14 protein-coding genes are annotated in these 22,722 nt (G+C 52.7%); 7 read left to right on the forward strand and 7 right to left on the reverse strand.

What is annotated here, in order from left to right; translation table 11 throughout:
• Nucleotides 1-32: 32 nt before the first annotated feature.
• The 4 genes from trmD to ffh form a co-directional block, all read right to left on the reverse strand.
• On the reverse strand, nucleotides 33-800 hold the full coding sequence (gene trmD / locus OH663_RS00085; RefSeq protein WP_003031232.1) for a tRNA (guanosine(37)-N1)-methyltransferase TrmD: 768 nt from the start codon (nucleotides 798-800) through the stop codon (nucleotides 33-35).
• Nucleotides 801-844: 44 nt separating this feature from the next.
• Complete coding sequence (gene rimM, locus OH663_RS00090) at nucleotides 845-1,393, reverse strand: ribosome maturation factor RimM (protein ID WP_003031230.1); 549 nt, start codon at nucleotides 1,391-1,393, stop codon at nucleotides 845-847.
• A gap of 18 nt (nucleotides 1,394-1,411) precedes the next feature.
• Complete coding sequence (gene rpsP / locus OH663_RS00095) at nucleotides 1,412-1,660, reverse strand: 30S ribosomal protein S16 (protein ID WP_003031228.1); 249 nt, start codon at nucleotides 1,658-1,660, stop codon at nucleotides 1,412-1,414.
• A 312-nt stretch (nucleotides 1,661-1,972) separates the two neighbouring features.
• Nucleotides 1,973-3,334, reverse strand: a complete 1,362-nt coding sequence (gene ffh / locus OH663_RS00100; protein ID WP_045446375.1) for a signal recognition particle protein — start codon at nucleotides 3,332-3,334, stop codon at nucleotides 1,973-1,975.
• Between the two features lie 166 nt (nucleotides 3,335-3,500).
• Between ffh and OH663_RS00105 the strand changes: the two genes are divergently transcribed.
• Complete coding sequence (locus OH663_RS00105; RefSeq protein WP_045449751.1) at nucleotides 3,501-4,292, forward strand: cytochrome C assembly family protein; 792 nt, start codon at nucleotides 3,501-3,503, stop codon at nucleotides 4,290-4,292.
• An 18-nt stretch (nucleotides 4,293-4,310) separates the two neighbouring features.
• Entirely contained in the window at nucleotides 4,311-5,597 is a 1,287-nt protein-coding gene (locus tag OH663_RS00110; RefSeq protein ID WP_045446378.1) for an HlyC/CorC family transporter, read from the forward strand.
• 54 nt (nucleotides 5,598-5,651) lie between these two features.
• On the opposite strand, the gene grpE is transcribed toward OH663_RS00110, so the two are convergent.
• Nucleotides 5,652-6,245 (reverse strand): nucleotide exchange factor GrpE, encoded by a 594-nt coding sequence (gene grpE, locus OH663_RS00115; protein ID WP_045446381.1) that lies wholly within the window; start codon nucleotides 6,243-6,245, stop codon nucleotides 5,652-5,654.
• A gap of 122 nt (nucleotides 6,246-6,367) precedes the next feature.
• On the opposite strand from grpE, the gene nadK reads away from it, so the two are divergent.
• The 3 genes from nadK (at nucleotide 6,368) to bamE (ending at nucleotide 9,487) form a co-directional block, all read left to right on the forward strand.
• On the forward strand, nucleotides 6,368-7,246 hold the full coding sequence (nadK, locus tag OH663_RS00120; RefSeq protein WP_045446384.1) for an NAD(+) kinase: 879 nt from the start codon (nucleotides 6,368-6,370) through the stop codon (nucleotides 7,244-7,246).
• Nucleotides 7,247-7,331: 85 nt separating this feature from the next.
• Nucleotides 7,332-8,993 (forward strand): DNA repair protein RecN, encoded by a 1,662-nt coding sequence (gene recN / locus OH663_RS00125; protein ID WP_045446387.1) that lies wholly within the window; start codon nucleotides 7,332-7,334, stop codon nucleotides 8,991-8,993.
• Nucleotides 8,994-9,142: 149 nt separating this feature from the next.
• Nucleotides 9,143-9,487: an outer membrane protein assembly factor BamE gene (gene bamE, locus OH663_RS00130; protein ID WP_045446389.1), complete on the forward strand. Its 345-nt coding sequence runs from the start codon at nucleotides 9,143-9,145 to the stop codon at nucleotides 9,485-9,487.
• Nucleotides 9,488-9,548: 61 nt separating this feature from the next.
• On the opposite strand, the gene OH663_RS00135 is transcribed toward bamE, so the two are convergent.
• Both OH663_RS00135 and OH663_RS00140 read right to left on the reverse strand, forming a co-directional pair.
• Nucleotides 9,549-9,839, reverse strand: coding sequence for an RnfH family protein (locus OH663_RS00135; protein WP_200012422.1), 291 nt, complete (start codon nucleotides 9,837-9,839; stop codon nucleotides 9,549-9,551).
• Nucleotides 9,829-10,311 (reverse strand): type II toxin-antitoxin system RatA family toxin, encoded by a 483-nt coding sequence (locus OH663_RS00140; RefSeq protein WP_071829014.1) that lies wholly within the window; start codon nucleotides 10,309-10,311, stop codon nucleotides 9,829-9,831. The genes OH663_RS00135 and OH663_RS00140 overlap by 11 nt, the downstream gene beginning before the upstream one ends.
• 115 nt (nucleotides 10,312-10,426) lie before the next feature.
• Here OH663_RS00140 and smpB point away from each other — a divergent pair, with 115 nt between their 5' ends.
• Both smpB and OH663_RS00150 read left to right on the forward strand, forming a co-directional pair.
• Nucleotides 10,427-10,909, forward strand: coding sequence for an SsrA-binding protein SmpB (smpB, locus tag OH663_RS00145; RefSeq protein ID WP_045449753.1), 483 nt, complete (start codon nucleotides 10,427-10,429; stop codon nucleotides 10,907-10,909).
• Nucleotides 10,910-11,492: 583 nt separating this feature from the next.
• A complete protein-coding gene (locus OH663_RS00150; protein WP_200012281.1) occupies nucleotides 11,493-22,712 on the forward strand; it encodes a BapA/Bap/LapF family large adhesin in 11,220 nt (3,739 codons plus the stop codon).
• The last annotated feature ends 10 nt before the right edge of the window (nucleotides 22,713-22,722 follow it).

Below are 22,722 nucleotides of genomic sequence, written 5' to 3' on the forward strand. Positions count from 1 at the left end.
TCTCTTATCCTGGGTAAACTGATATTGGGGGCTTACGCCTGCCCATCATGTTTATGTTGCTGTTGTGCGTGTTCCTTTTTGAACTCCGCCAGCAACCTTGCTTGCTCTTCAGTCAGAGCCAGGTTTTCCAGAAGTTCAGGTCTTCTAAGCCAGGTCCGGCCCAGCGACTGTTTCAAACGCCAGCGACGTATCTCAGCGTGGTTCCCCGACAGTAACACTGCCGGTACTTCCATCTGTTCTAACACTTCAGGTCGGGTATAGTGTGGGCAGTCCAGCAACCCGTCAGCAAACGAATCTTCGATTGCTGATGCTTCATGACCCAGAACTCCCGGAATAAACCGGGAAACGGAGTCGATCAGCGTCATTGCTGGTAACTCACCACCGCTGAGAACGTAATCGCCGATTGACCATTCTTCATCAATTTCGGTTTGAATCACGCGCTCATCTATTCCTTCATAGCGACCACACACCAGAATCAGCTTCTGATTCGTGGCCAGTTCGCTAACGCCCGCTTGATCAAGCTTGCGTCCCTGAGGTGACAGATAAATCACCTTTGCGCCTTCACCAGCCGCAGCTTTTGCTGCATGAATGGCGTCCCGTAAAGGTTGCACCATCATTAACATCCCCGGTCCGCCGCCGTAAGGACGATCGTCCACGGTACGGTGTCGGTCATGAGTAAAGTCACGAGGACTCCAGCTCTGGATGTTCAGCAGACCATTTTTTACTGCCCGGCCAGTTACCCCGTAATCGGTAATTGCGCGGAACATTTCTGGAAACAGGCTAACGATACCTATAAACACAAGCCAATCCCCATAACGCCGACTTTTACCGTTTATCCGGTGGTTTAAAAACCAGGATCCCAATCTACTTCGATAGTACGAGTAGCGAGATCGACTTTCTTGATAACCTGCCCATCGAGGAACGGTACTAAACGTTCCTTGATACCAAACGCATCTTTCAGGTTTGCCTTAATGACGATTACGTCATTCGATCCGGTTTCCATCATATCGACGACTTTACCGAGATCGTAGCCTTCAGTGGTCACTACCTGACAGCCCATAAGGTCTTTCCAGTAGTAAGAACCATCTTCCAGCGCTGGCAACTGCGAGGAATCTACGACAATTTCGCAATTCGTCAGTAGATTCGCCGAATCACGATCGTCAACGCCTTTCAGCTTGATGATCAGATCCTGATTGTGGTGCTTCCAGCTTTCCAGCTGTACTTGCTGCCACTGACCCGCCTTCTGGATAAACCAGGGCTGATAGTCAAAAATGCTTTCGGCGTCTTCAGTGGAAGAAAACACTCTGAGCCAACCACGGATACCGTAAGAAGACCCCATTTTACCCAAAACGATGGGTTCCACGGGTGCCTGTGCGGCGAGTTGCTTGCTCATCATGACCACCGTGACAGATTAAGCTGCTTTGTTTGCTGCTTTGATCAGCGTAGCTACGCGATCAGAAATAGTCGCGCCCTGGCCAACCCAGTGAGCGATGCGATCCAGATCCAGGCGAGTGCCTTCTTCTTTTTCGCTAGCGATTGGGTTAAAGAAGCCAACGCGCTCGATGAAGCGACCGTTGCGTGCATTACGGCTGTCGGTGACAACAACCTGGTAGAACGGACGCTTTTTAGCGCCGTGACGAGCTAAACGAATAGTTACCATAACATCCTCTTGTGTGAATAAAACACCGGGCCCCATCGAGGGAAGGGACCCGGTGTCATATTAAAAGCCCGAAAATTTTACTGATTTCTGGGAAAAAAGCAATCAACATGTGATGAAGCTTTATGCCAGGGCGTTACCGTTGCAGCCAGTTTGGCGTCGGCGTGCGCGCAGAAAGCGGAGCGTACACGCAGTTCGTGAGCATTTACTCGCTCCGCTCGCCCTGCGGGCCGCCCTGAAGTGCGTTCAAAACACTATAGTGTTTTGTTGAGCACACTCCGGCGTCAAAATGGCAAATAAGGTAGCCCGATATATTTATCTACCAGGGAAGCCTGGCGGCATCATGCCCTTCATATTCCGCATCATCTTCGCCATTCCGCCCTTCTTCATTTTCTTCATCATGCGCTGCATGTCGTCGAACTGTTTCAGAAGACGGTTAACATCCTGTACCTGCATACCACAGCCCAGTGCGATACGGCGTTTGCGAGAACCTTTGATAATTTCCGGCTTGGCGCGTTCTTTCATCGTCATTGAGTTGATGATGGCTTCCATACGCACCAGCACTTTATCGTCCATCTGCGATTTCACGTTGTCAGGAATCTGACCCATGCCCGGCAGCTTGCCCATCAGGCTTGCCATGCCGCCCATGTTTTTCATCTGTTTAAGCTGCTCTAAGAAGTCGTTCAGGTCGAAACCGTCGCCCTTCTTCAGCTTGGTCGCCAGCTTTTCAGCCTGCGCGCGGTCAACCTTGCTCTCAATATCTTCAATAAGCGACAACACATCGCCCATACCGAGAATACGCGAAGCAATACGATCCGGATGGAACGGCTCCAGCGCTTCTGTTTTTTCACCCACACCGAGGAATTTAATCGGCTTACCGGTGATATGACGAATAGAGAGCGCAGCACCGCCACGGGCATCACCATCGACTTTAGTCAGAACCACACCGGTTAACGGCAGTGCTTCGTTAAACGCTTTTGCGGTATTCGCGGCGTCCTGACCAGTCATGGCATCGACAACAAACAGCGTTTCTACCGGATTGATAGACGCGTGGACCTGTTTGATTTCGTCCATCATGGCTTCGTCAACGTGTAAACGACCAGCGGTATCCACCAGCAACACGTCGTAGAACTTGAGTTTGGCTTCTTTCAGCGCGGCGTTAACGATATCAACCGGCTTCTGACCAACATCAGACGGGAAGAAGTCCACACCGACCTGCTCGGCCAGCGTTTCCAGCTGCTTGATCGCCGCCGGGCGATATACGTCAGCGGATACGACCAGCACTTTCTTCTTGTGCTTCTCGCGCAGGAATTTACCCAGTTTACCGACGCTGGTTGTTTTACCCGCACCTTGTAAACCCGCCATCAGAACGACGGCCGGAGGTTGCGCAGCCAGATTCAACGTCTGGTTTTCTTCGCCCATTGCCGCAACCAGTTCGTTACGGACAATCTTGACGAACTCCTGCCCTGGCGTCAGGCTTTTGTTAACTTCATGACCAACCGCTTTCTCTTTTACGCGATTGATAAACTCACGCACTACCGGCAGCGCAACGTCAGCCTCCAGCAGCGCCATGCGCACTTCGCGCAGCGTTTCTTTAACGTTGTCTTCAGTAAGGCGTCCACGGCCACTGATATTGCGCAGCGTGCGCGACAAACGATCGGTTAAATTATCAAACATTGTCTCTCGCCTGGGGTGGAAACGGTCGGTCGCGACAGCGACACATCAACAGAAATTTGTCGCAGTATAACATGAAGCCGCCTTTGTTGTTATGCAACGGTTGGAGCAGCGGTCACGTAACGCTATACTGCTTTTCTTTATCACTGGCCAAACTGTCGACACATATATGCCCGTTTTTGCTCTGTTCGCCCTTGTCGCCTATTCCATCAGCCTCGCGCTGATCGTTCCCGCCCTGCTGCAGAAAAACAGCGGCTGGCGGCGCATGGCTATTCTTTCGGCGGTTATCGCGCTGGTATGCCACGCTTTTGCCCTGGAAGCTCGTATTCTGCCCGGAGGCGAAAGCGGACAAAACCTGAGCCTGCTGAACGTTGGTTCACTGGTCAGCCTGATGATTTGTACCGTAATGACCATCGTAGCCTCACGCAATCGTGGTTGGCTATTGCTGCCGATTGTTTATGCCTTCGCATTGATCAATCTGGCATGCGCCACGTTTATGCCCAACGAGTACATCACCCATCTCGAAGCCACGCCGGGTATGATGATCCATATCGGACTGTCGCTATTATCTTATGCAACGTTAATCATTGCCGCACTGTATGCACTGCAGTTGGCGTGGATCGATTATCAGCTCAAAAACAAAAAACTGGCTTTCAACAACGAAATGCCGCCGTTGATGAGCATTGAACGTAAAATGTTTCATATCACCCAGATAGGCGTAGTTCTGTTGACGCTGACCCTGTGTACTGGCCTGTTTTACATGCATAACCTGTTCAGTACGGAAAATATAGACAAAGCCGTTCTCTCTATCGTGGCATGGTTTGTCTATATCGTTCTGCTGTGGGGGCATTACCATGAGGGCTGGCGCGGACGTCGTGTCGTGTGGTTTAACGTCGCGGGCGCAGGCATTCTGACGCTGGCCTATTTCGGCAGCCGCATACTGCAGCAGCTTGTGAGTTAAGTCTTTAAGGAACCCTACGTGGAACATATCTCCACCACCACGCTCATTGTCACTCTTCTCATCATGGTGGTTATTTCTGCCTACTTTTCCGGCTCTGAAACCGGAATGATGACCCTGAACCGCTACCGTCTACGTCACCGGGCAAAACAGGGTAACCGTCAGGCAAAACGCGTTGAAAAATTGCTTCGTAAGCCAGACCGCCTGATAAGCCTGGTGCTCATCGGTAATAACCTGGTAAATATCCTGGCCTCGGCGCTCGGTACCATTGTCGGTATGCGCCTGTATGGCGATGCGGGTGTGGCGATTGCCACCGGTGTTCTGACTTTCGTCGTGCTGGTGTTTGCCGAAGTGTTGCCGAAAACTATTGCCGCGCTGTACCCGGAAAAGGTCGCCTATCCCAGCAGCGTATTGCTTGCCCCATTGCAAATACTGATGATGCCACTGGTCTGGTTGCTTAATACCATCACGCGTCTGCTGATGCGCCTGATGGGCATTAAAACGGATATCGTGGTGAGCGGTTCGCTGAGTAAAGATGAACTTCGTACCCTGGTGAATGAATCGCGCTCGCAAATCTCTCGCCGTAACCAGGATATGCTGCTGTCAGTGCTGGATCTGGAAAAAGTCAGCGTTGACGACATCATGGTACCGCGCAACGAAATTATCGGTATTGATATTAACGATGACTGGAAATCAATCGTGCGCCAGTTGTCGCACTCCCCACACGGTCGCATTGTGCTGTACCGTGACTCGCTGGACGACGCCATCAGCATGCTGCGCGTACGTGAAGCCTGGCGCCTGATGGCCGAGAAAAAAGAGTTTACCAAAGAGACTATGCTACGCGCCGCCGACGAAATCTATTTCGTCCCGGAAGGCACACCGCTCAGCACCCAGTTGATTAAATTTCAGCGTAATAAAAAGAAGGTGGGTCTGGTGGTCAACGAATATGGTGATATTCAGGGACTGGTCACGGTCGAAGATATTCTGGAAGAGATTGTCGGCGACTTCACCACCTCAATGTCACCAACGCTTGCAGAGGAAGTCACGCCGCAGAATGACGGTTCAGTGATTATTGACGGCAGCGCCAACGTTCGTGAAATCAACAAAGCCTTTAACTGGCACTTACCGGAAGATGACGCGAGAACGGTGAACGGCATTATTCTTGAAGCGCTGGAAGAGATCCCGATTGCCGGTACGCGAGTGCGCATTGGTCAGTACGATATCGATATTCTCGACGTGCAGGACAATATGATTAAGCAGGTACAGGTATTACCGGTAAAACCGCTGCGCGAGAGCGTGGGAGACTAGGAAGATGATTGTAGGCCGGGTAAAACATCTGCATTACCCGGCACTACAGGCTGGTTAGCCTTTGGCTTTTGCCACAGACACCATCGCTGCACGAATGGTACGTCCGTTCAGGGTATAACCCTTCTGCATCACCATCAGTACATTACCGGCAGCCACTTCGTCAGACTCAACCATTGCAATAGCCTGATGCACGTTCGGGTCCATCGGCACATCAATATCCGCAACCACCTGCACACCAAACTTCGCTACGACATCCAGCATCGACTTACGGGTCAGCTCAATACCTTCAACCATCGCCGTCATGGAATCGCTGTCTTTGTTCGCCACTTCCAGCGCACGATCCAGGCTATCCAGCACCGGCAGCAGTTCGTTGACGAATTTTTCCAGCGCGAACTTATGCGCCTTTTCTACGTCCAGTTCGGTACGACGACGCAGGTTTTCCATTTCAGCTTTGATACGCAACACGCTGTCACGCTCACGCGTTTCGGCCTCGGCAAGCTGAGCTTCCAGATTCGCAATTTTTTCATCGCGCGGATCCACCTGCTCAGCAGAAGCGTCTGGTTCAACCGCCTCAACTTCTTCGTGCTGATCCATGATAATTTCTTCCGGGGCTTGCCCCTCAGGCGTTTTCTGTTCTTTACTACTCATGAATTTCTCCGCGTTTTTTTCGCATTCATCTCGCTAACTTGGCTTATTATGGGGATCAGATTCAGGGATTCAAGGGAAGTACTCACATTGTCACTAATCTTCGCTACAAGGACCTCGAGAAAATGAACAAACATTTCAAGTGTATTGGCATTGTGGGGCATCCACGTCACCCCACTGCACTGACGACACATGAAATGCTCTACCGCTGGCTGTGCACGAAAGGTTATGAGGTTATCGTGGAGCAACAAATCGCCCACGAACTCCAACTGAAAAATGTGAAAACCGGCACTCTGGCGGAGATAGGCCAACAGGCGGACCTCGCTGTGGTTGTTGGTGGCGATGGTAATATGCTTGGTGCTGCGCGCACACTGGCACGCTATGACATTAAGGTTATCGGGATTAACCGTGGCAACCTCGGTTTTCTGACAGACCTTGACCCGGACAACGCCCATCAACAGTTAGCCGACGTGCTGGAAGGCCACTACATCAGTGAAAAGCGCTTTTTGCTTGAAGCCCAGGTCTGCCAGCAGGATTGCCAGAAGCGCATCAGCACCGCCATCAACGAAGTTGTTCTGCACCCTGGAAAAGTCGCGCACATGATCGAATTCGAGGTCTATATCGATGAGACCTTCGCCTTCTCCCAACGCTCGGACGGGCTCATTATTTCTACACCAACCGGCTCAACGGCCTACTCGCTTTCCGCCGGCGGTCCAATTCTGACGCCATCGCTCGATGCCATTACGCTGGTACCGATGTTCCCGCACACATTGTCGGCACGCCCGTTGGTGATTAACAGTAACAGCACAATTCGGTTGCGCTTCTCCCATCGCCGGAATGACCTGGAAATTAGCTGCGACAGCCAGATTGCGTTACCTATACAGGAAGGTGAAGACGTATTGATTCGTCGTTGTGATTACCACCTGAACCTGATTCACCCAAAAGATTACAGCTATTTCAATACATTAAGCACGAAACTGGGTTGGTCAAAAAAATTATTTTAATTTAACACCAGCCTCTTTACTGTATAAAAAACCAGTTTATACTGTATGTAATTACAGTCATGGTTTTTCATACAGGAAAACAGCTATGTTGGCACAACTGACCATCAGCAATTTTGCTATCGTTCGTGAACTTGAGATCGATTTCCAGAGCGGAATGACCGTCATCACCGGTGAGACCGGGGCGGGTAAGTCCATTGCCATTGATGCCCTCGGTTTGTGCCTGGGTGGGCGTGCAGATGCCGACATGGTGCGCACTGGTGCCACACGTGCCGACCTGTGTGCCCGCTTCTCTTTGAAAGACACACCTGCGGCGCTGCGCTGGCTGGAGGAAAACCAGCTTGAAGATGGTCGTGAGTGTTTGCTTCGTCGCGTGATCAGCTGCGACGGACGCTCCCGCGGCTTTATCAACGGCACCGCAGTTCCACTGTCACAGCTTCGCGAACTGGGCCAACTGCTTATTCAAATCCATGGCCAGCACGCACACCAGCTCCTGACTAAACCTGAGCAGCAAAAATTCCTGCTCGATGGCTACGCCAATGAAGCCTCACTGACTCAGGAAATGGCTGCACGCTACCAGCTGTGGCACCAGAGCTGCCGTGACCTGGCGCATCATCAGCAGCAAAGCCAGGAGCGCGCCGCACGTGCGGAACTATTGCAGTATCAGTTAAAAGAGCTGAATGAATTTAACCCTCAGGCGGGTGAATTTGAACAAATCGATGAAGAGTACAAGCGTCTGGCTAACAGCGGGCAATTACTCACCACCAGCCAACAGGCGCTGGCTATCATGGCAGATGGCGAAGACATTAACCTGCAAAGCCAACTGTACACAGCAAAGCAGTTGGTTGGCGAACTGGCGGAAATGGACAGTAAGCTCTCCGGTATTCTGGACATGCTCGAAGAGGCCACCATCCAGCTCAGCGAAGCCAGCGACGAATTGCGCCACTACTGCGACCGACTGGATTTAGACCCAAACCGTTTGTTCGAACTTGAGCAGCGGATTTCTAAGCAAATATCTCTGGCGCGCAAACATCATGTCGCACCGGAAGCGCTTCCTCAGTTTTACCAGTCTCTGCTGGATGAACAACAGCAGCTTGACGATCAGGCCGACTCGCTGGAAACCTTAACGCTGGCGGTGAACAATCACCACCAGCAAGCGCTGGAAACAGCTAAAGCACTGCATCAGCAGCGGCTGTATTACGCTCAGGAGCTTGGGCAACTGATTACAGAAAGTATGCATACCCTCTCTATGCCGCACGGCCTCTTTTGTATTGATGTAAAGTTTGATGAACATCATCTGAGCGCAGACGGCGCCGATCGCGTTGAATTTAAAGTCACCACAAACCCAGGTCAACCGATGCAGGCCATTGCGAAAGTCGCTTCTGGTGGGGAACTATCACGTATCGCACTGGCTATTCAGGTCATCACTGCGCGTAAAATGGAAACCCCGGCACTGATTTTCGATGAAGTTGACGTCGGTATTAGCGGCCCTACAGCCGCCGTCGTGGGGAAAATGTTACGCCAGTTGGGTGAATCAACACAGGTTATGTGTGTCACACACCTCCCACAGGTTGCTGGTTGCGGCCACCAACACTTCTTTGTCAGCAAAGAAACTGACGGCGCGATGACTGAAACGCATATGCAACCGCTCGACAAACGCGCGCGCCTGCAAGAGCTAGCCCGCTTGCTTGGCGGTAGCGAAGTGACGCGCAATACCCTGGCAAATGCAAAAGAACTGCTGGCAGCGTAAACTTTTTTCCCTTGTAACGGTCTGAGTTCAACATAAAATCGCCAGCCGACCCGACAGCAAAAGGTTTTAAAGTGGTGAAAGGTCTATTATCATCGGCATATTACATATGAGCCGCGTACTGCTCGGGCCCGAAAAGGAATCAAATCACTATGCGCTGTAAAACGCTGACTGCTGCTGCAGCAGTACTACTGATGTTGACTGCAGGCTGTTCCACTCTGGAGCGAGTGGTTTACCGTCCTGACATCAACCAGGGAAACTATCTGACCGCTAACGATGTATCCAAAATTCGTGTGGGTATGACGCAACAGCAGGTTGCTTATGCTCTGGGTACGCCGATGATGTCCGATCCTTTTGGCACCAACACCTGGTTCTATGTGTTCCGCCAGCAACCAGGACATGAAGGCGTAACGCAGCAAACGCTGACTCTGACCTTTAACAGCAGTGGTGTATTGACCAATATCGATAACAAACCAGCGCTGACTGACAATAAATAAGGTTCAGAACGCAGGTTTCAGATATAAAAAAGGTGCTCAGTGAGCACCTTTTTTATATCTGCTACTTTTTAGCAGATTTCTCTGCCCGCTGTCTGCGCAGCTCTTTCGGGTCAGCAATCAATGGTCGATATATTTCTACCCGATCACCATCATGCACGATATCGGCAAGTTTTACCGGACGACTGTAGATACCTACTTTATTTTTGCTGATATCGATATCGGTGCGTAATTCCAGCAACCCGGAGGTGCGAATGGCCTCTTCAACCGTTGCCCCCTCTTGCAGCGTTACGCGTTGCAAGTACTGTTTTTCCGGCAGCGCATACGCGACTTCGACGACAATCTTAGCCGACACTGACACTGTAAACCTCTTTTGCACGAACGGTGAAGGCCTGCACCATGTTAGACGCCAGTTCTTTGAAGATCCGGCCAAACGCCAGTTCAATTAACTTGTTGGTGAACTCAAAATCAAGCTGAAACTCAATGCGGCACGCATCCTGGCTGAGCGGCGTAAATTTCCATCCGCCGATCAGTTTTTTGAAAGGGCCATCGACCAGATGCATCAGGATGCTCTGGTTATTGGTCAGTTGATTGCGCGTGGTGAACGTTTTGCTGATCCCTGCTTTAGAAACATCCACAGCCGCCGTCATCTGTCCTGGCGTTGACTCCAGGACACGACTTCCGGTGCAACCGGGTAAAAACTGGGGATAGGATTTAACATCATTCACTAACTGATACATCTGTTCCGCACTGTAAGGTACTAAAGCGGTCCGGCTAATCTGAGGCATAACAATTTCCATCAATATCAATCGTACAAATAATACCATTTATCATCCGCTAAAAAAAACGCTATAGCCTAACTCGTGCTAAGATAGCGCCTTACGCCCCGCTGGATGAAATGGGGTGTTTTTCGATTCCAGATTACCTATACTGAGCGGCATTATGACGAAGAAAAAAGCACACAAACCTGGCTCAGCCACAATCGCGCTTAACAAACGCGCACGACACGAATACTTTATCGAAGAAGAGTTCGAAGCCGGACTCGCCCTGCAAGGCTGGGAAGTTAAATCCCTGCGCGCAGGCAAAGCCAATATTAGCGATAGCTATGTCATTCTCAAAGACAGTGAAGCTTTCCTGTTTGGCGCAAACTTCACCCCGATGGCGGTTGCCTCAACACACGTTGTGTGCGACCCCACCCGTACCCGGAAACTGCTATTAAACCAGCGTGAACTTGACTCTCTTTATGGTCGAATGAACCGTGAGGGTTATACCGTGGTTGCACTTTCGCTGTACTGGAAGAATGCCTGGTGCAAAGTGAAAATTGGCGTCGCCAAAGGTAAGAAGCAACACGATAAACGCTCCGATGTGAAGGAGCGTGAATGGCAGTTGGATAAAGCTCGTATTATGAAAAATGCAGGCCGATAAATCTCCATACTTTGTGATCAGTCTCTCCCGCGGAGACTGGTCGTTATTGTTTAGTTATTGAAACCACCCCAATACATTCACCGTATTTATAGTTTATTTTTGCTGAATCGTTAAAATCCCAAATACACCGTTCTCTTTTTATTGCCCCTCATAGCTTAATAAAATAAAACATCAAGCCACCACCATCTTATTTCCACCGGTGAATAACATTATTATTACTGGTGTTTATTATATATCTTTCCGACTCAGCAGATAAAACCAAAAAACCTTAAAATACAATGTAATATGAAAACATCCGTACTCAATCAGCCTTTAATTAGTATCTACCTGAATTATCACCATATGTTTTTAATATGTAGAAGTTGCAGAATACTTTCTTTGTGACTATATCATCTAATACGAAAGAACTATCTGACCACAGGGCCAGGATTAATTTTATATAAGCAGCTGACATCATTACGACCTAACCAATGAAATTACATGTGTAAATTCATCTTCATGATGAACGGGGCACCTGTCTGCTCATTATTCCCAGCGCGCCGTTGCGAATTAATACTCCCGGCCAGCCATCAGGAGTGAACATATGCGTCTACTCGCCGTTGTATCAAAATTGACTGGTGTCTCCACAAATATTGAAGCCTCTGAAGTTACGCTCAGTGCACCGTCTGTCGTGAAGCTGTCCGTTCAACGTGAGGACATCAGTCAACTGACTCGTATTAATCAGGATCTGGTTATCACACTCCGCTCAGGCGAAACCATCACGATTAAAAATTTTTACGTCGCAAACGGTAATGACAAAAGCCAGCTCGTTCTCGAAGATAACAACGGCGCACTGTGGTGGGTTCAGGATACCGATGGCGCATTCCACTTTCAGCACATTGATGACCTGACACCGCTGATGACAGCGGAAGGCAGTCATGAAGGCGGAGCTGTCTGGCCCTGGGTTCTCGGCGGCGTCGCGGTTGCGGGGGGCATCGCCCTCGCTGCAGGCGGAGGCGGTGGTGGAGGTGGCGGCGGTGATAGCGGGAATAACGCTGGCAACGGAAATGGCAACGGCGGTAATGGTAGCGGAAACAGTAATAACGGTAATGGTGACAGCGATGGTGATGGCGGTGCGCCGCCGACAACGACGCCAGCAACACCAGATGTGCCCGTTATTACCAGCGTAACAGATGATCAGGAGCTTATTACTGGCATCGTAAATCAGCAGGAATCCACCAACGATAGTACCCCTACTCTTCAGGGAACCGGCCCCGCGAACACTACTTTGCATATTTTCGACAACGGCACTGAAATTGGCCAGGTCACTATTGATGCCAATGGTAACTGGACATTTACGCCTTCATCTCCTCTCGCGGATGGTACTCACGAGTTCACGGTCAGCGCATCGAACAATGCGGGCAGCAGTGAAATGTCTGAAGTCTGGGAGATTATCATCGACACCGTCTCCCCTGATGCGCCAGTAGTCAGCCAGGTAACCGACGATGCAGATTCCATTACCGGACCTGTCAACAATAACGCCGTGACTAACGACGACACGCCAACCCTCTCCGGTACCGGTGAAGCCGGCAACTTCATCAGCATTTCTGATAATGGCATCCTGATTGGCATGACCCAGGTTGATGAGAATGGCAACTGGACTTTTACGCCGGATATACCGCTGAGCGAGGGCATCCACAATCTGACGGTCACGCAAACCGACGCTGCAGGTAACGTGAGTACAGAAACCTCCGTACCAACATTTACCGTCGATATCACCCCACCGTTAGCCGCAACAATTTCCGGTATTAATCCTGAAGGTACAACGGTAACCGGCAACGCGGAAGCCGGTAGCAAAGTCATGATTATTGGCAGCAATAACCAGTTGCTCGGCTCAGCCATCGTCGAGCCAGGCGGAAATTTCTCTATTAATATTTCACCATCGCAGACACATGGCGAATCACTTACGGTCAGGATTCAGGACGAAGCGGGCAACGTTGGTCCGGAGACGCAATTCAACGCTCAGAACTCTGGCTATCCGGGTGTACCGGTTATCGTCAGCGTGATGGATGACGTCGCACCGTCTACCGGAACCTTGAGCAACAATCAGGCTACTAACGACGCTACACCTACCCTTTCCGGAACCGCAGAAGCCAACAGTACAGTTAAAATTTATAACAACGGTACGCTTATCGACAATGTGCTTGCAGACGGTAGCGGCAACTGGAGTTGGACGTCCGGCATGCAGTTGCCAGATGGTCCGTACGCTTTCACTGTCACCGCGACTAACCAGTCGGGTACAGGGGGAATGTCGCCAGCATTCAACATAAATATCGACACTCAGCCACCATCACCTCCGGATGATCTGAGCGTATCAACTGATGGATCCGTCGTCACAGGAACGGCCGAGCCAGGCAATACTGTGGTTATTACCGATGGCAACAGTAATCAGATAGGTAGTGGCGTCGCCGGACCGGATGGTTCTTTTACCATTACGATTACCCCGCCGCAGACCAATGGCGAAACGCTAACGGCCATCGCAACCGATCCGGCAGGAAACCCGAGCCAGCCAGAAACCGCGCTTGCACCGGATACTACCGCCCCACTGCCGCCTGGCAATTTGCTGATCACTCCTACTGGCGACCAGGTCTCCGGCACGGCAGAGCCCAACAGTACAGTGCATATACTGAATCCGGCCGGCGACATCATTGGTACAGCAACAGCCGGCGTTAACGGGGAGTTTACCGCAACGCTGGTTCCGCCACAGATTAACGGAGAGAAGCTTGCCGCTAACGCCACTGATGCGGCTGGCAACACAGGTGAAAATGCTAATGTCACCGCGCCGGACACCACGGCGCCTGATGCACCAACAGGCGTAACCGTCGCCGGGGATGGTGGTTCGGTGAGTGGTCACGCTGAGGCGGGTAGCACCATCACCATCAAAAACAGCAATGGCATTGCTATTGGCACTGGCCAGGCAGACAGCGGGGGGAATTTCACCGTGCCGATCTCGCCGTCACAAATCAACGGTGAAACGGTAAAAGCCACCGCAACGGACAACACAGGAAACGAGAGCCAGCCGACCACTGCGCTTGCCCCGGACCTCACTGCGCCAGACCAGCCCGTTATCATTGCCGTCATAGACAATGTTGCCGAGATCGTCGGCAACATCGATAACAATACGCTCACTAACGACGACAAACCGGAAATCAAGGGCACCGCCGAGGCCGGTTCTCAGGTCAAAATATATGATAATGGCGTACTGCTGACGACCGTTATCGCCGATATCAACGGTAACTGGAACTACACACCAACCACCTCACTGGGTCAGGGTGCGCACGTATTTACAGTGACGGCGACGGATGCAGCCAACAACACCAGCAGCGCCGCAAGCTGGAAAATTATTGTTGATAGTGTTGCTCCAACCGTACCGGTCATTACCCTGATAAGCGACGATGTCGGCACTATCACCGGTAACATCGCGAATAACGGCTGGGTGACCAATGACAGTACACCCACCATCTCTGGGACCGGTGAGCCTGGCTCTCTGGTGACGCTGTATGATGGCAGCCTGCTGATGACAGTGATACTTATCGATAAATCAGGTACCTGGAGCTATACCGTACCAGCGGACAAAGCGCTCAGCGACCGCGATCACCATTTTAAGGTGACAGCCACAGATGCAGCCGGTAACGTCGTCACCTCACAAACCATCGTCACTGTTACCGTTGATACTCAGGCCCCTGGAGCCCCCACTATTTCGACCGCCACAGACGACGTCGGAAATGCGCCAGTCGATCTGCCTTCTGGTAGCCGTTCAAACGATAACCTGCCGCTACTGAAAGGCACCGGAATAGTTGGATCCACCATCACTATTTACGATGGTGCTACCCCTATTGGAACGGCGACAGTCATCACGGGAGGGGGCTGGAGTTTCCAGGTTAGCCAGCCTCTCAGTGAAGGCCCCCACAATCTGTCTGCTATCGCGACAGACACAGCGGGCAATGCCAGTAACGCCGGAAATTTCACGCTGACTATTGATACCACACCACCCGCAGCACCCGTCATCACTTCTGCGGAAGGCCTGATTGGCAGTGATACGAAAACGTTGAGTAACGGGGGCAGCACGAAGAGTACCGAGCCAAAACTGTCCGGAACCGGTGAAGCTGGTGCGACAATTACTATTTTTGATAATAACGGTCCCATTGGCACCGCCCTCGTGAAGCCCGATGGAACCTGGACATTTACGCCTCCCACTCCCCTGTCGGATGGCCCACACAAATTCACCGCAACGGCTACCGACATTGCGGGCAACTCGGGGATCCCGTCAGCAGGCTTTACTCTGACGGTGGATAATCAGCCGCCGGTGAGGCCCGCTCCACCGACGATGACTGATGATACCAACCCGATAACCGGAATTATCACCAACGGTACCACTAACGATACCACGCCAACCTTCAGCGGGACGGGGAGTGCCGGGGATCGTATTTCCATTTTCCTTAATGGCAATACTACACCGCTGGGTGAAGTGACGGTCGGTGCAGATGGCAGCTGGAGTTATACGCCAACCACCCCAGTCGCTCAGGGTAATTACCAGGTGACTATCACGGCAACCGATCCGGCAGGAAATGTCAGCTTACCATCGGATCCTGTCCTACTGAACATCGATACAACACCGCCTGCACCTCCGGTGATTATCGCCGCCAGTGATGACGTCGGTAACGTCAAAGGCGATATCGGTCCCAATGCCGTGACCGATGACACGACACCGACCATTCGCGGAACCGGTACTACCGGAGACACCATCACCCTGTATAACGGCAGCACGGTTATCGGCACCACTACTGTCGTTAACGGCGAATGGAGCATCACTCCCGGAATGGCGCTGGCAAACGGAAACTATACCCTGAACGCCATCGCAACCGATGTGGCTGGTAACGCCAGCGGCAGCTCAAACAGCATCTCGTTTACGGTAAACAACACAACATTGGCCTCGCCACTGGTAACAGATATTCAGGATAACGCCGGCGTTATTACGGGTTCGCTTGGTAACGGAAGCGTCACGGATGATACGACCCCCACCATTAGCGGAACCGGCACTCCCGGCAGCACCGTATTAATTTATGATGGCAGTAATCCTGTCGCTATTGCTACGGCAACTGTTGGCGCGAATGGGAACTGGAGTGTTGAAGTTACTCTCTCCGCTAACGCCTCTCACACACTGACTTTCGGCGCACAGGATGCCGCAGGTAACGTGCTACCAGCAGGGAACGCTGTCACCTTAACTGTCGACACTCTGGCACCCGACGCACCTACAGTCACCAGCGTAGATCCAAACGGTACGCTGGTTATCGGTAAAGCCGAAGCGGGCAGTACCGTTATCATTCGCAGCGGTACTACGGTTCTCGGCCAGGGGATCGCAGACGGTTCCGGAAATTATTCTGTCACCCTGTCACCGGCGCAAACAACAGGTCAGGCATTGAACGTCATCGCCCAGGATCCCGCGGGTAATCAGAGCGGTCCAACCTCTTTTGCAGCCGCCACTTCCAGTGTACCGCACCCGCCAACTCTTGAAATCGTAGATGATATCGCTCCCGGCGTTGGCGTCATTGGTAACGGTAAAACCACCAACGATACCCAACCGCTACTGCAAGGAAGCGCGACTGCTGGCGCAACGGTCAATATATTTCAAAATGGGATCCTGCTGACCACAGTGACTGCCGATGCCATTTCTGGCGCATGGAGTTATCAACTGCCTACAATCCTGGCGGAAGGTACAACCTATAATTTTACTGTGTCACAAACTGTTGGCGGTACTGACAGCGGTCTGTCACCCAACTACGCCATCACCATCGACAGCACCGCCCCGCTGGCGCCGACCATCACCAGCATCATAGACGACATCTCACCGGGCGCAGGATCGTTAGATAAGGGGCAAATGACTAACGACTCGCGCCCAACCTTAAACGGAACCGGTGAAGCTGGCGCCACTATCACCCTCTATGATAAAGGTGTTGCGATTGCCACAACCACGGTAAACAGCAGCGGATTCTGGAGCTTTAGCCCGACAAACTCGCTGGGAGAAGGCGAGCATATTTTTACCGTGCGCGCGACTGACGCAGCAGGCAATCAGGGAGATGAGTCTACGGACTTCCGGATTATTGTTGATACTTTGATCCCGGACGCCCCATCCATTGTGACGGTAACGGACGATGTTGGCACTCCCCAGACGCTTACATCAGGACAGTCAACCAACGATAGTACGCCAACGCTCAACGGCGTTACCGAGCCTTATTCCATTGTCACTATTCGCGATAATGGCGCGGTAATTGGCACTGCCACCAGCGACGAAAACGGCAACTGGAACTTTACGCCGCCATCTTCACTCAGCGAAGGCAGTCATTCGTTGACCGCAACCGTCACGGATGGTGCTGGTAATATCAGCCCGGCGACGCCACCGTTCGTCCTGATTGTAGACACACTACCACCCGCCGCGCCGCTTATTACCTCAGTAATTGACGATCAACCCGGCAGCACATCGCTGACAAACGGGCAACTGACCAATGACGCGCAACCTACGCTGAACGGTACAGGGGAAGTTGGCTCCACCATCACGATCCGCGATAAAGGCGTTGATATCGGCACGGCCCTGGTCGATGAGTCAGGTAACTGGAGCTTCACACCGGATAACGCGCTGAGTCAGGGGCAGCATGTATTTACCGCCGTTGCTACTGACAAGGCGGGTAATACAGGCGGTTCCTCCTCGTCCTTCACCCTCGAACTGGATTCCCTTGCTCCTCAGGCACCGGTCATCAGTACAGTGCAGGATAATACGGCTCCCACAACAGGCCCGATTAATAATGGTCAGACAACGAACGAAACCCGCCCGGCATTGAGCGGAACTGGCGAAATTGGCGCAACTATTACTGTCCTGAGTGACGGTCAGCCAATCGGCACCACCACCGTAGGCGCTGGTGGGACCTGGAGTTTTACCCCCACAACAGCGCTGGGCAATGGTACGCATACGCTGACCGTAACCGCCACCGACAGCGCAGGCAACACCAGCCCTGCATCTAACAGTTTTACGCTCACGGTTGATACCGTATCGCCAACCACGCCCGCCATCACTCAGGTCGTCGATGACGTCGGCCCGATAACCGGTATTCTGAGCAACGGCCAGGCCACAAACGATGCACTCCCCACACTTAGCGGCACCGCCGAGGCCAATTCAACGGTCAAAATTTACGATAACGGATCGCTTATCGGTACGGTTTCGGCAGACGGGAATGGAGCCTGGAATTTCACCCCCGGGACCGCACTTGGTAACGGCAATCACACACTGACCGTGACTTCAACGGATACCGCCGGAAACGTCAGTCCCTCGTCGGCCGGGTTTGGTATCATCGTTGATACCATCCCCCCTCTTGCGCCCACGATTATTGAAGCTTTCGATGACGTGCAGCCAGGAACCGGTACGCTGTCGAGCGGTGCGTTTACCAATGACACCCGTCCTGTTCTGAGCGGTTCAGCAGAGGCCAGTGCGCGAGTCGCCATTTACGACAATGGCACACTGCTGTTTACGGTAACAGCGGCAATAGATGGCACCTGGGAATATCTGCCAACCACCCTGAGTAATGGCCAGCACGTATTTACCGCCATCGCCACTGACGCCGCCGGAAACGTCAGCTCTGCCTCCGCCGCGTTTATTATCAATGTCGACACGGTTCCGCCTTCAATACCACAGCTAATCACGGTGGTGGATGATGTTGCAGGCGGTGCGTTTAATGTGGCGCTGAGCAACGGGCAACTGACTAATGATGCCCGTCCAACGCTAAACGGCACCGCCGAAGCGGGCAGCACCGTTAGTATCTATAACGGTGGTACACTGCTCGGCACCGCGCTCGTGCAAAGCAATAACAGTTGGTCGTTTACGCCAGGCACACCGCTTGCTAACGGTTCACATACCTTCACTGTGACCGCCACCGATGCCGCGGGAAATACCAGCGGCGCGACAGCCGGGTTTACCGTTATCGTGGACATTACTGCTCCGGCGCAACCATCAATTAGCAGCATTATTGATGATGTGGGACCAAACACAGGGGTAATTGGCAACAACCAGGTCACCAATGACGCGCGCCCGACATTAAACGGCACCACGGAAGCCAATGCCCGGGTCGATATTTATGACAACGGCAACTTTGTCATCAGCGTGACGGCAGACGGAAACGGCAACTGGAGTTACACCCCACCCACAGCGCTGACTCAGGGTGCGCATGCCTTTACTATCACGGCAACGGATACCGCAGGAAATACCAGCGGGACATCGTCTGCCGCCGCGATAGTGGTCGATACCCTCGCTCCGGGCATTCCTACCGGACTGGTGATTAACGCCAACGGCACCACGTTAGCAGGTGTTGCTGAAGCAAACAGTACAGTAATCATCACCTCAAGTAGCGGAACCGTACTCGGCACCGCAACGGCCAATGCATCCGGCAACTTTACTTTCATCCTTAACCCACCGCAGATCAGTGGGCAAACGCTGCTGGTTAGCGCACAGGATGCGGCAGGCAACATGGGTTCGCCAGGTAGCGCGCTGGCTCCGTTTACTGGCGTGCCACCTGCTCCTGTTATTTCCAGCGTATTTGATGATATAGGTACGATAACTGGCGCAGTCGCCGCCGGGAAAACCACCAATGATACCCGCCCGACGCTTAGCGGAACGGCGCAGGCTAACGCCGTCGTCAGCCTCTACAATAATGGGGTATTGATGGGCACAACGACTGCTGACGGTAACGGACTCTGGAGCTTTACCCCTGGCAGTGCACTCAGCGAAGGCAACCACGCATTTACCGCCAGTGCGGCAAATGCCAACGGTTCAGGCGGTTTATCCGGCGCATTCAGCGTCATCGTGGATACCACGCCACCGCCAGCACCAACGGTCCTGATCAGTGCCGATGGCGGAACCATCAGTGGTATCGCCGAAGCGGGAAGCACCGTCACCATCTCCCTGCCTGGTGGTGGCAGCGTAACGGCTATCGCCAACAGCAGCGGTGTATACAGCGTAACCCTGCCGGTTCGCCAGATTGAGGGCCAGTCGTTGTCCGCCACCGCAACCGATGCGGCTGGCAACACCTCATCACCGACAAGTGTTATCGCCCCGGTATTGCCGCTGTTGGCCGAAGACAACGTCACCCGGCTGGCATTACAAACCGATGTCACCATCACCAATGAGCACAAAAGCGATTATGGTTTTCTGTTGGTGGATGCACTGGGAACAGTGGCTAACGTGCTGGGGAACAACACGGCCGCCGTCAATTTCAGCATCCAGTCTGGTGGCAGTGGTTCCGTCACCATCAACGCTGCCGCAACCGGCATTGTGCTGTCACTGCTGAGCACCATGGAGATCGTTATCCAGCGCTTTGACACCGCGCTCAACGCCTGGGTTACGGTAGTCGATACCTCAAAACCCCAGTTTGCCGATCTGCTAACGCTCGGTGCTTCAGGAGTGACGCTCAACTATGATGGATTGACAGGCGGGGATTACCGCGTAGTCAGCTACAACACCAGCCTGCTGGCTACCGGTGCCTATACCAGTCTGGATGTTGCGGTGGTGAAAACCAGCGCCGGAAACATCACCGGTGGCTTGACGGAATCCGGCAACATCATCACAGATACCGACCCCACCAACGGACAGGATAACGCCCCTTCCGGTACCCGGGTGACCTCGATTACCGATGGCAACGGGAATCTGGTGAACATCCCCGCGGGTGGAGCTGATATTCAGGGTAAATACGGCATCCTGCATATTAACCAGGACGGTAGCTATACCTACACTCTCACCAACACATCGGCATCGGTCTATGGGCGTTCCGAAAGCTTCACCTATACGTTGACTCACGGTAATGATCACTCTTCGGCAAAATTAGTGGTCACACTAGGTCAAAGCCCTGCAACCAGTACCGTAACGGCTGCGGATGATGTAGCCTCACTGACCTACGGAACGGAAGTCAGCGCGGTCGACCATGGACCGTCAAAACAAACCGGCTTCACACTCGCGAATATCGGCCTGGGTAATGTTCTGGACGTCAGTCTGGTAAACGGCCTGACCAACCCGATCAAATTCAACGTTGATGACGGCGCCACCCGCACGCTGACGATTCAGGCTGATGTTCTCGGCGTTACGCTTGGCGGTTTTGATCTCTACGTCTACCGTTTCAATGAGACAATCCAGCAGTATGAGCAATATCGGGTACAACCAAACTGGGTCACCGCGCTGTTAGGCGGCAGCTCAACGGCATATACCATCACGCTGCCTGGTGGCGACTATTTGTTCCTGCTTAACGCCTCAGGCGGCCTGACCCTGCTGACAAGCTATACCCTGAATATTCAGGCGGATCACACCTACGCAGTAGACAGTCTGAGCGCCTCAACCAACGGCAACATTCTGGCTAATGACTCGGCTCCGGCCAATACGGTCATCACTGAAGTGAACGGCGTCACGGTCAATGCCACGGGCACCACGCGCATTGACGGGCAGTACGGTACGCTGATAATCGATGCGAAAGGCAATTACACCTACACGCTGAAAAGTGGATTGGGCGCAGACAGCATCAATACGCCGGACAGCTTTGTCTATACGGTAAAAGCACCAAACGGCGATACCGGCAGCGCGTCGCTGAACATCAAGGCGACGCCACAGGCGCTGGATGCCGTAAATGACATCAGCAGCCAGATGGCGGTCACCACACTGCAGGACACCTCTCAGCCGTTTACTGATACCAGCGTAGGGAATGCCAGTTGGAACACTTTGCTGGTGCCAAGCTCGAAAAGCGGCACTGGCACCATCGAGGTGGCAGCGGGTACAGCGGTGCAGAACGTCGTGCTGCACTTTAACGTGGCATCCGGGCTAACGCTTGGCGGGCTAAATGTCGTCTGGGCGTTGTACGACAGCAAAGGCGTTAAGGTGGCCGGGGATTCATTCAACGGTGGGTTGTTGCTCGGCGGCAACATTGATATCGCCCTGAACGGGCTCGTGCTGCACGCAGGGAACTATCGTCTGGACTATACCGGTAGCGTCGGTGCACTGGGTGTGGGTTCCATTACCATCACGCCAAGTGTCAAAGGCTCGGTAGTCGACCTCGATAACTTCGAAACTTCCGGCGTGAATAACGTCACAGGCAATATCTATGACGGGGACCATATTGCCAGCGTGCATACCCTGCTGACGGTGAATGGCGCAGGCGGCAGCACCGCTACGCTGGATCCACTGGGAAGCAGTACCGCCAGCGCTACCATCAATGGATTGTACGGCAAACTGACCATCGGGATTGACGGCCATTACACCTATACCCTCAACAACGATGTCTCTCTTGCGACGATCACCAACAAAGAGACATTTACCTACACCCTGAACGACCAGAAAGGCCATACCGATACTGCCACGCTGACCATCGACATGAATCCGCAGGTCGTGAGCACCGCCGATGCCGATCGTCTTATCGGCAGCGCATATGGCGATACGCTGATTTATCACCTGCTCAGCGCCAACGATGCGACCGGTGGCAACGGAACAACGGACACATGGACTAATTTCTCACTGGCGCAGGGAGACAAAATCGATATCGGCGACCTGCTGGTCGGCTGGAACGGGCAAAACGCCACGCTCGGCAATTATCTCTCCGTTTCCACCAATGGTAACAACACGGTGGTTTCTATCGACCGCGACGGTACGGGCGCAACGTATCACTCGACTAATCTCATTACTCTGGAGAACGTACACACCACGCTCGACGAGCTGATCCAACAAAACCACATTGTGACCTGAAATCAGTACC

The sequence above is a fragment of the Citrobacter sp. Marseille-Q5395 genome (genome assembly GCF_947057495.1).
Lineage (GTDB): Bacteria > Pseudomonadota > Gammaproteobacteria > Enterobacterales > Enterobacteriaceae > Citrobacter > Citrobacter murliniae.

Coding starts and splice junctions, on each gene's coding strand:
- rimM (WP_003031230.1), bottom strand. CDS start 1,393: ATGAGCAAGCAACTCGCCGCACAGGCACCCGTGGAACCCATCGTTTTG.
- rpsP (WP_003031228.1), bottom strand. CDS start 1,660: ATGGTAACTATTCGTTTAGCTCGTCACGGCGCTAAAAAGCGTCCGTTC.
- ffh (WP_045446375.1), bottom strand. CDS start 3,334: ATGTTTGATAATTTAACCGATCGTTTGTCGCGCACGCTGCGCAATATC.
- OH663_RS00105 (WP_045449751.1), top strand. CDS start 3,501: ATGCCCGTTTTTGCTCTGTTCGCCCTTGTCGCCTATTCCATCAGCCTC.
- grpE (WP_045446381.1), bottom strand. CDS start 6,245: ATGAGTAGTAAAGAACAGAAAACGCCTGAGGGGCAAGCCCCGGAAGAA.
- nadK (WP_045446384.1), top strand. CDS start 6,368: ATGAACAAACATTTCAAGTGTATTGGCATTGTGGGGCATCCACGTCAC.
- recN (WP_045446387.1), top strand. CDS start 7,332: ATGTTGGCACAACTGACCATCAGCAATTTTGCTATCGTTCGTGAACTT.
- bamE (WP_045446389.1), top strand. CDS start 9,143: ATGCGCTGTAAAACGCTGACTGCTGCTGCAGCAGTACTACTGATGTTG.
- OH663_RS00140 (WP_071829014.1), bottom strand. CDS start 10,311: ATGGTATTATTTGTACGATTGATATTGATGGAAATTGTTATGCCTCAG.
- smpB (WP_045449753.1), top strand. CDS start 10,427: ATGACGAAGAAAAAAGCACACAAACCTGGCTCAGCCACAATCGCGCTT.
- OH663_RS00150 (WP_200012281.1), top strand. CDS start 11,493: ATGCGTCTACTCGCCGTTGTATCAAAATTGACTGGTGTCTCCACAAAT.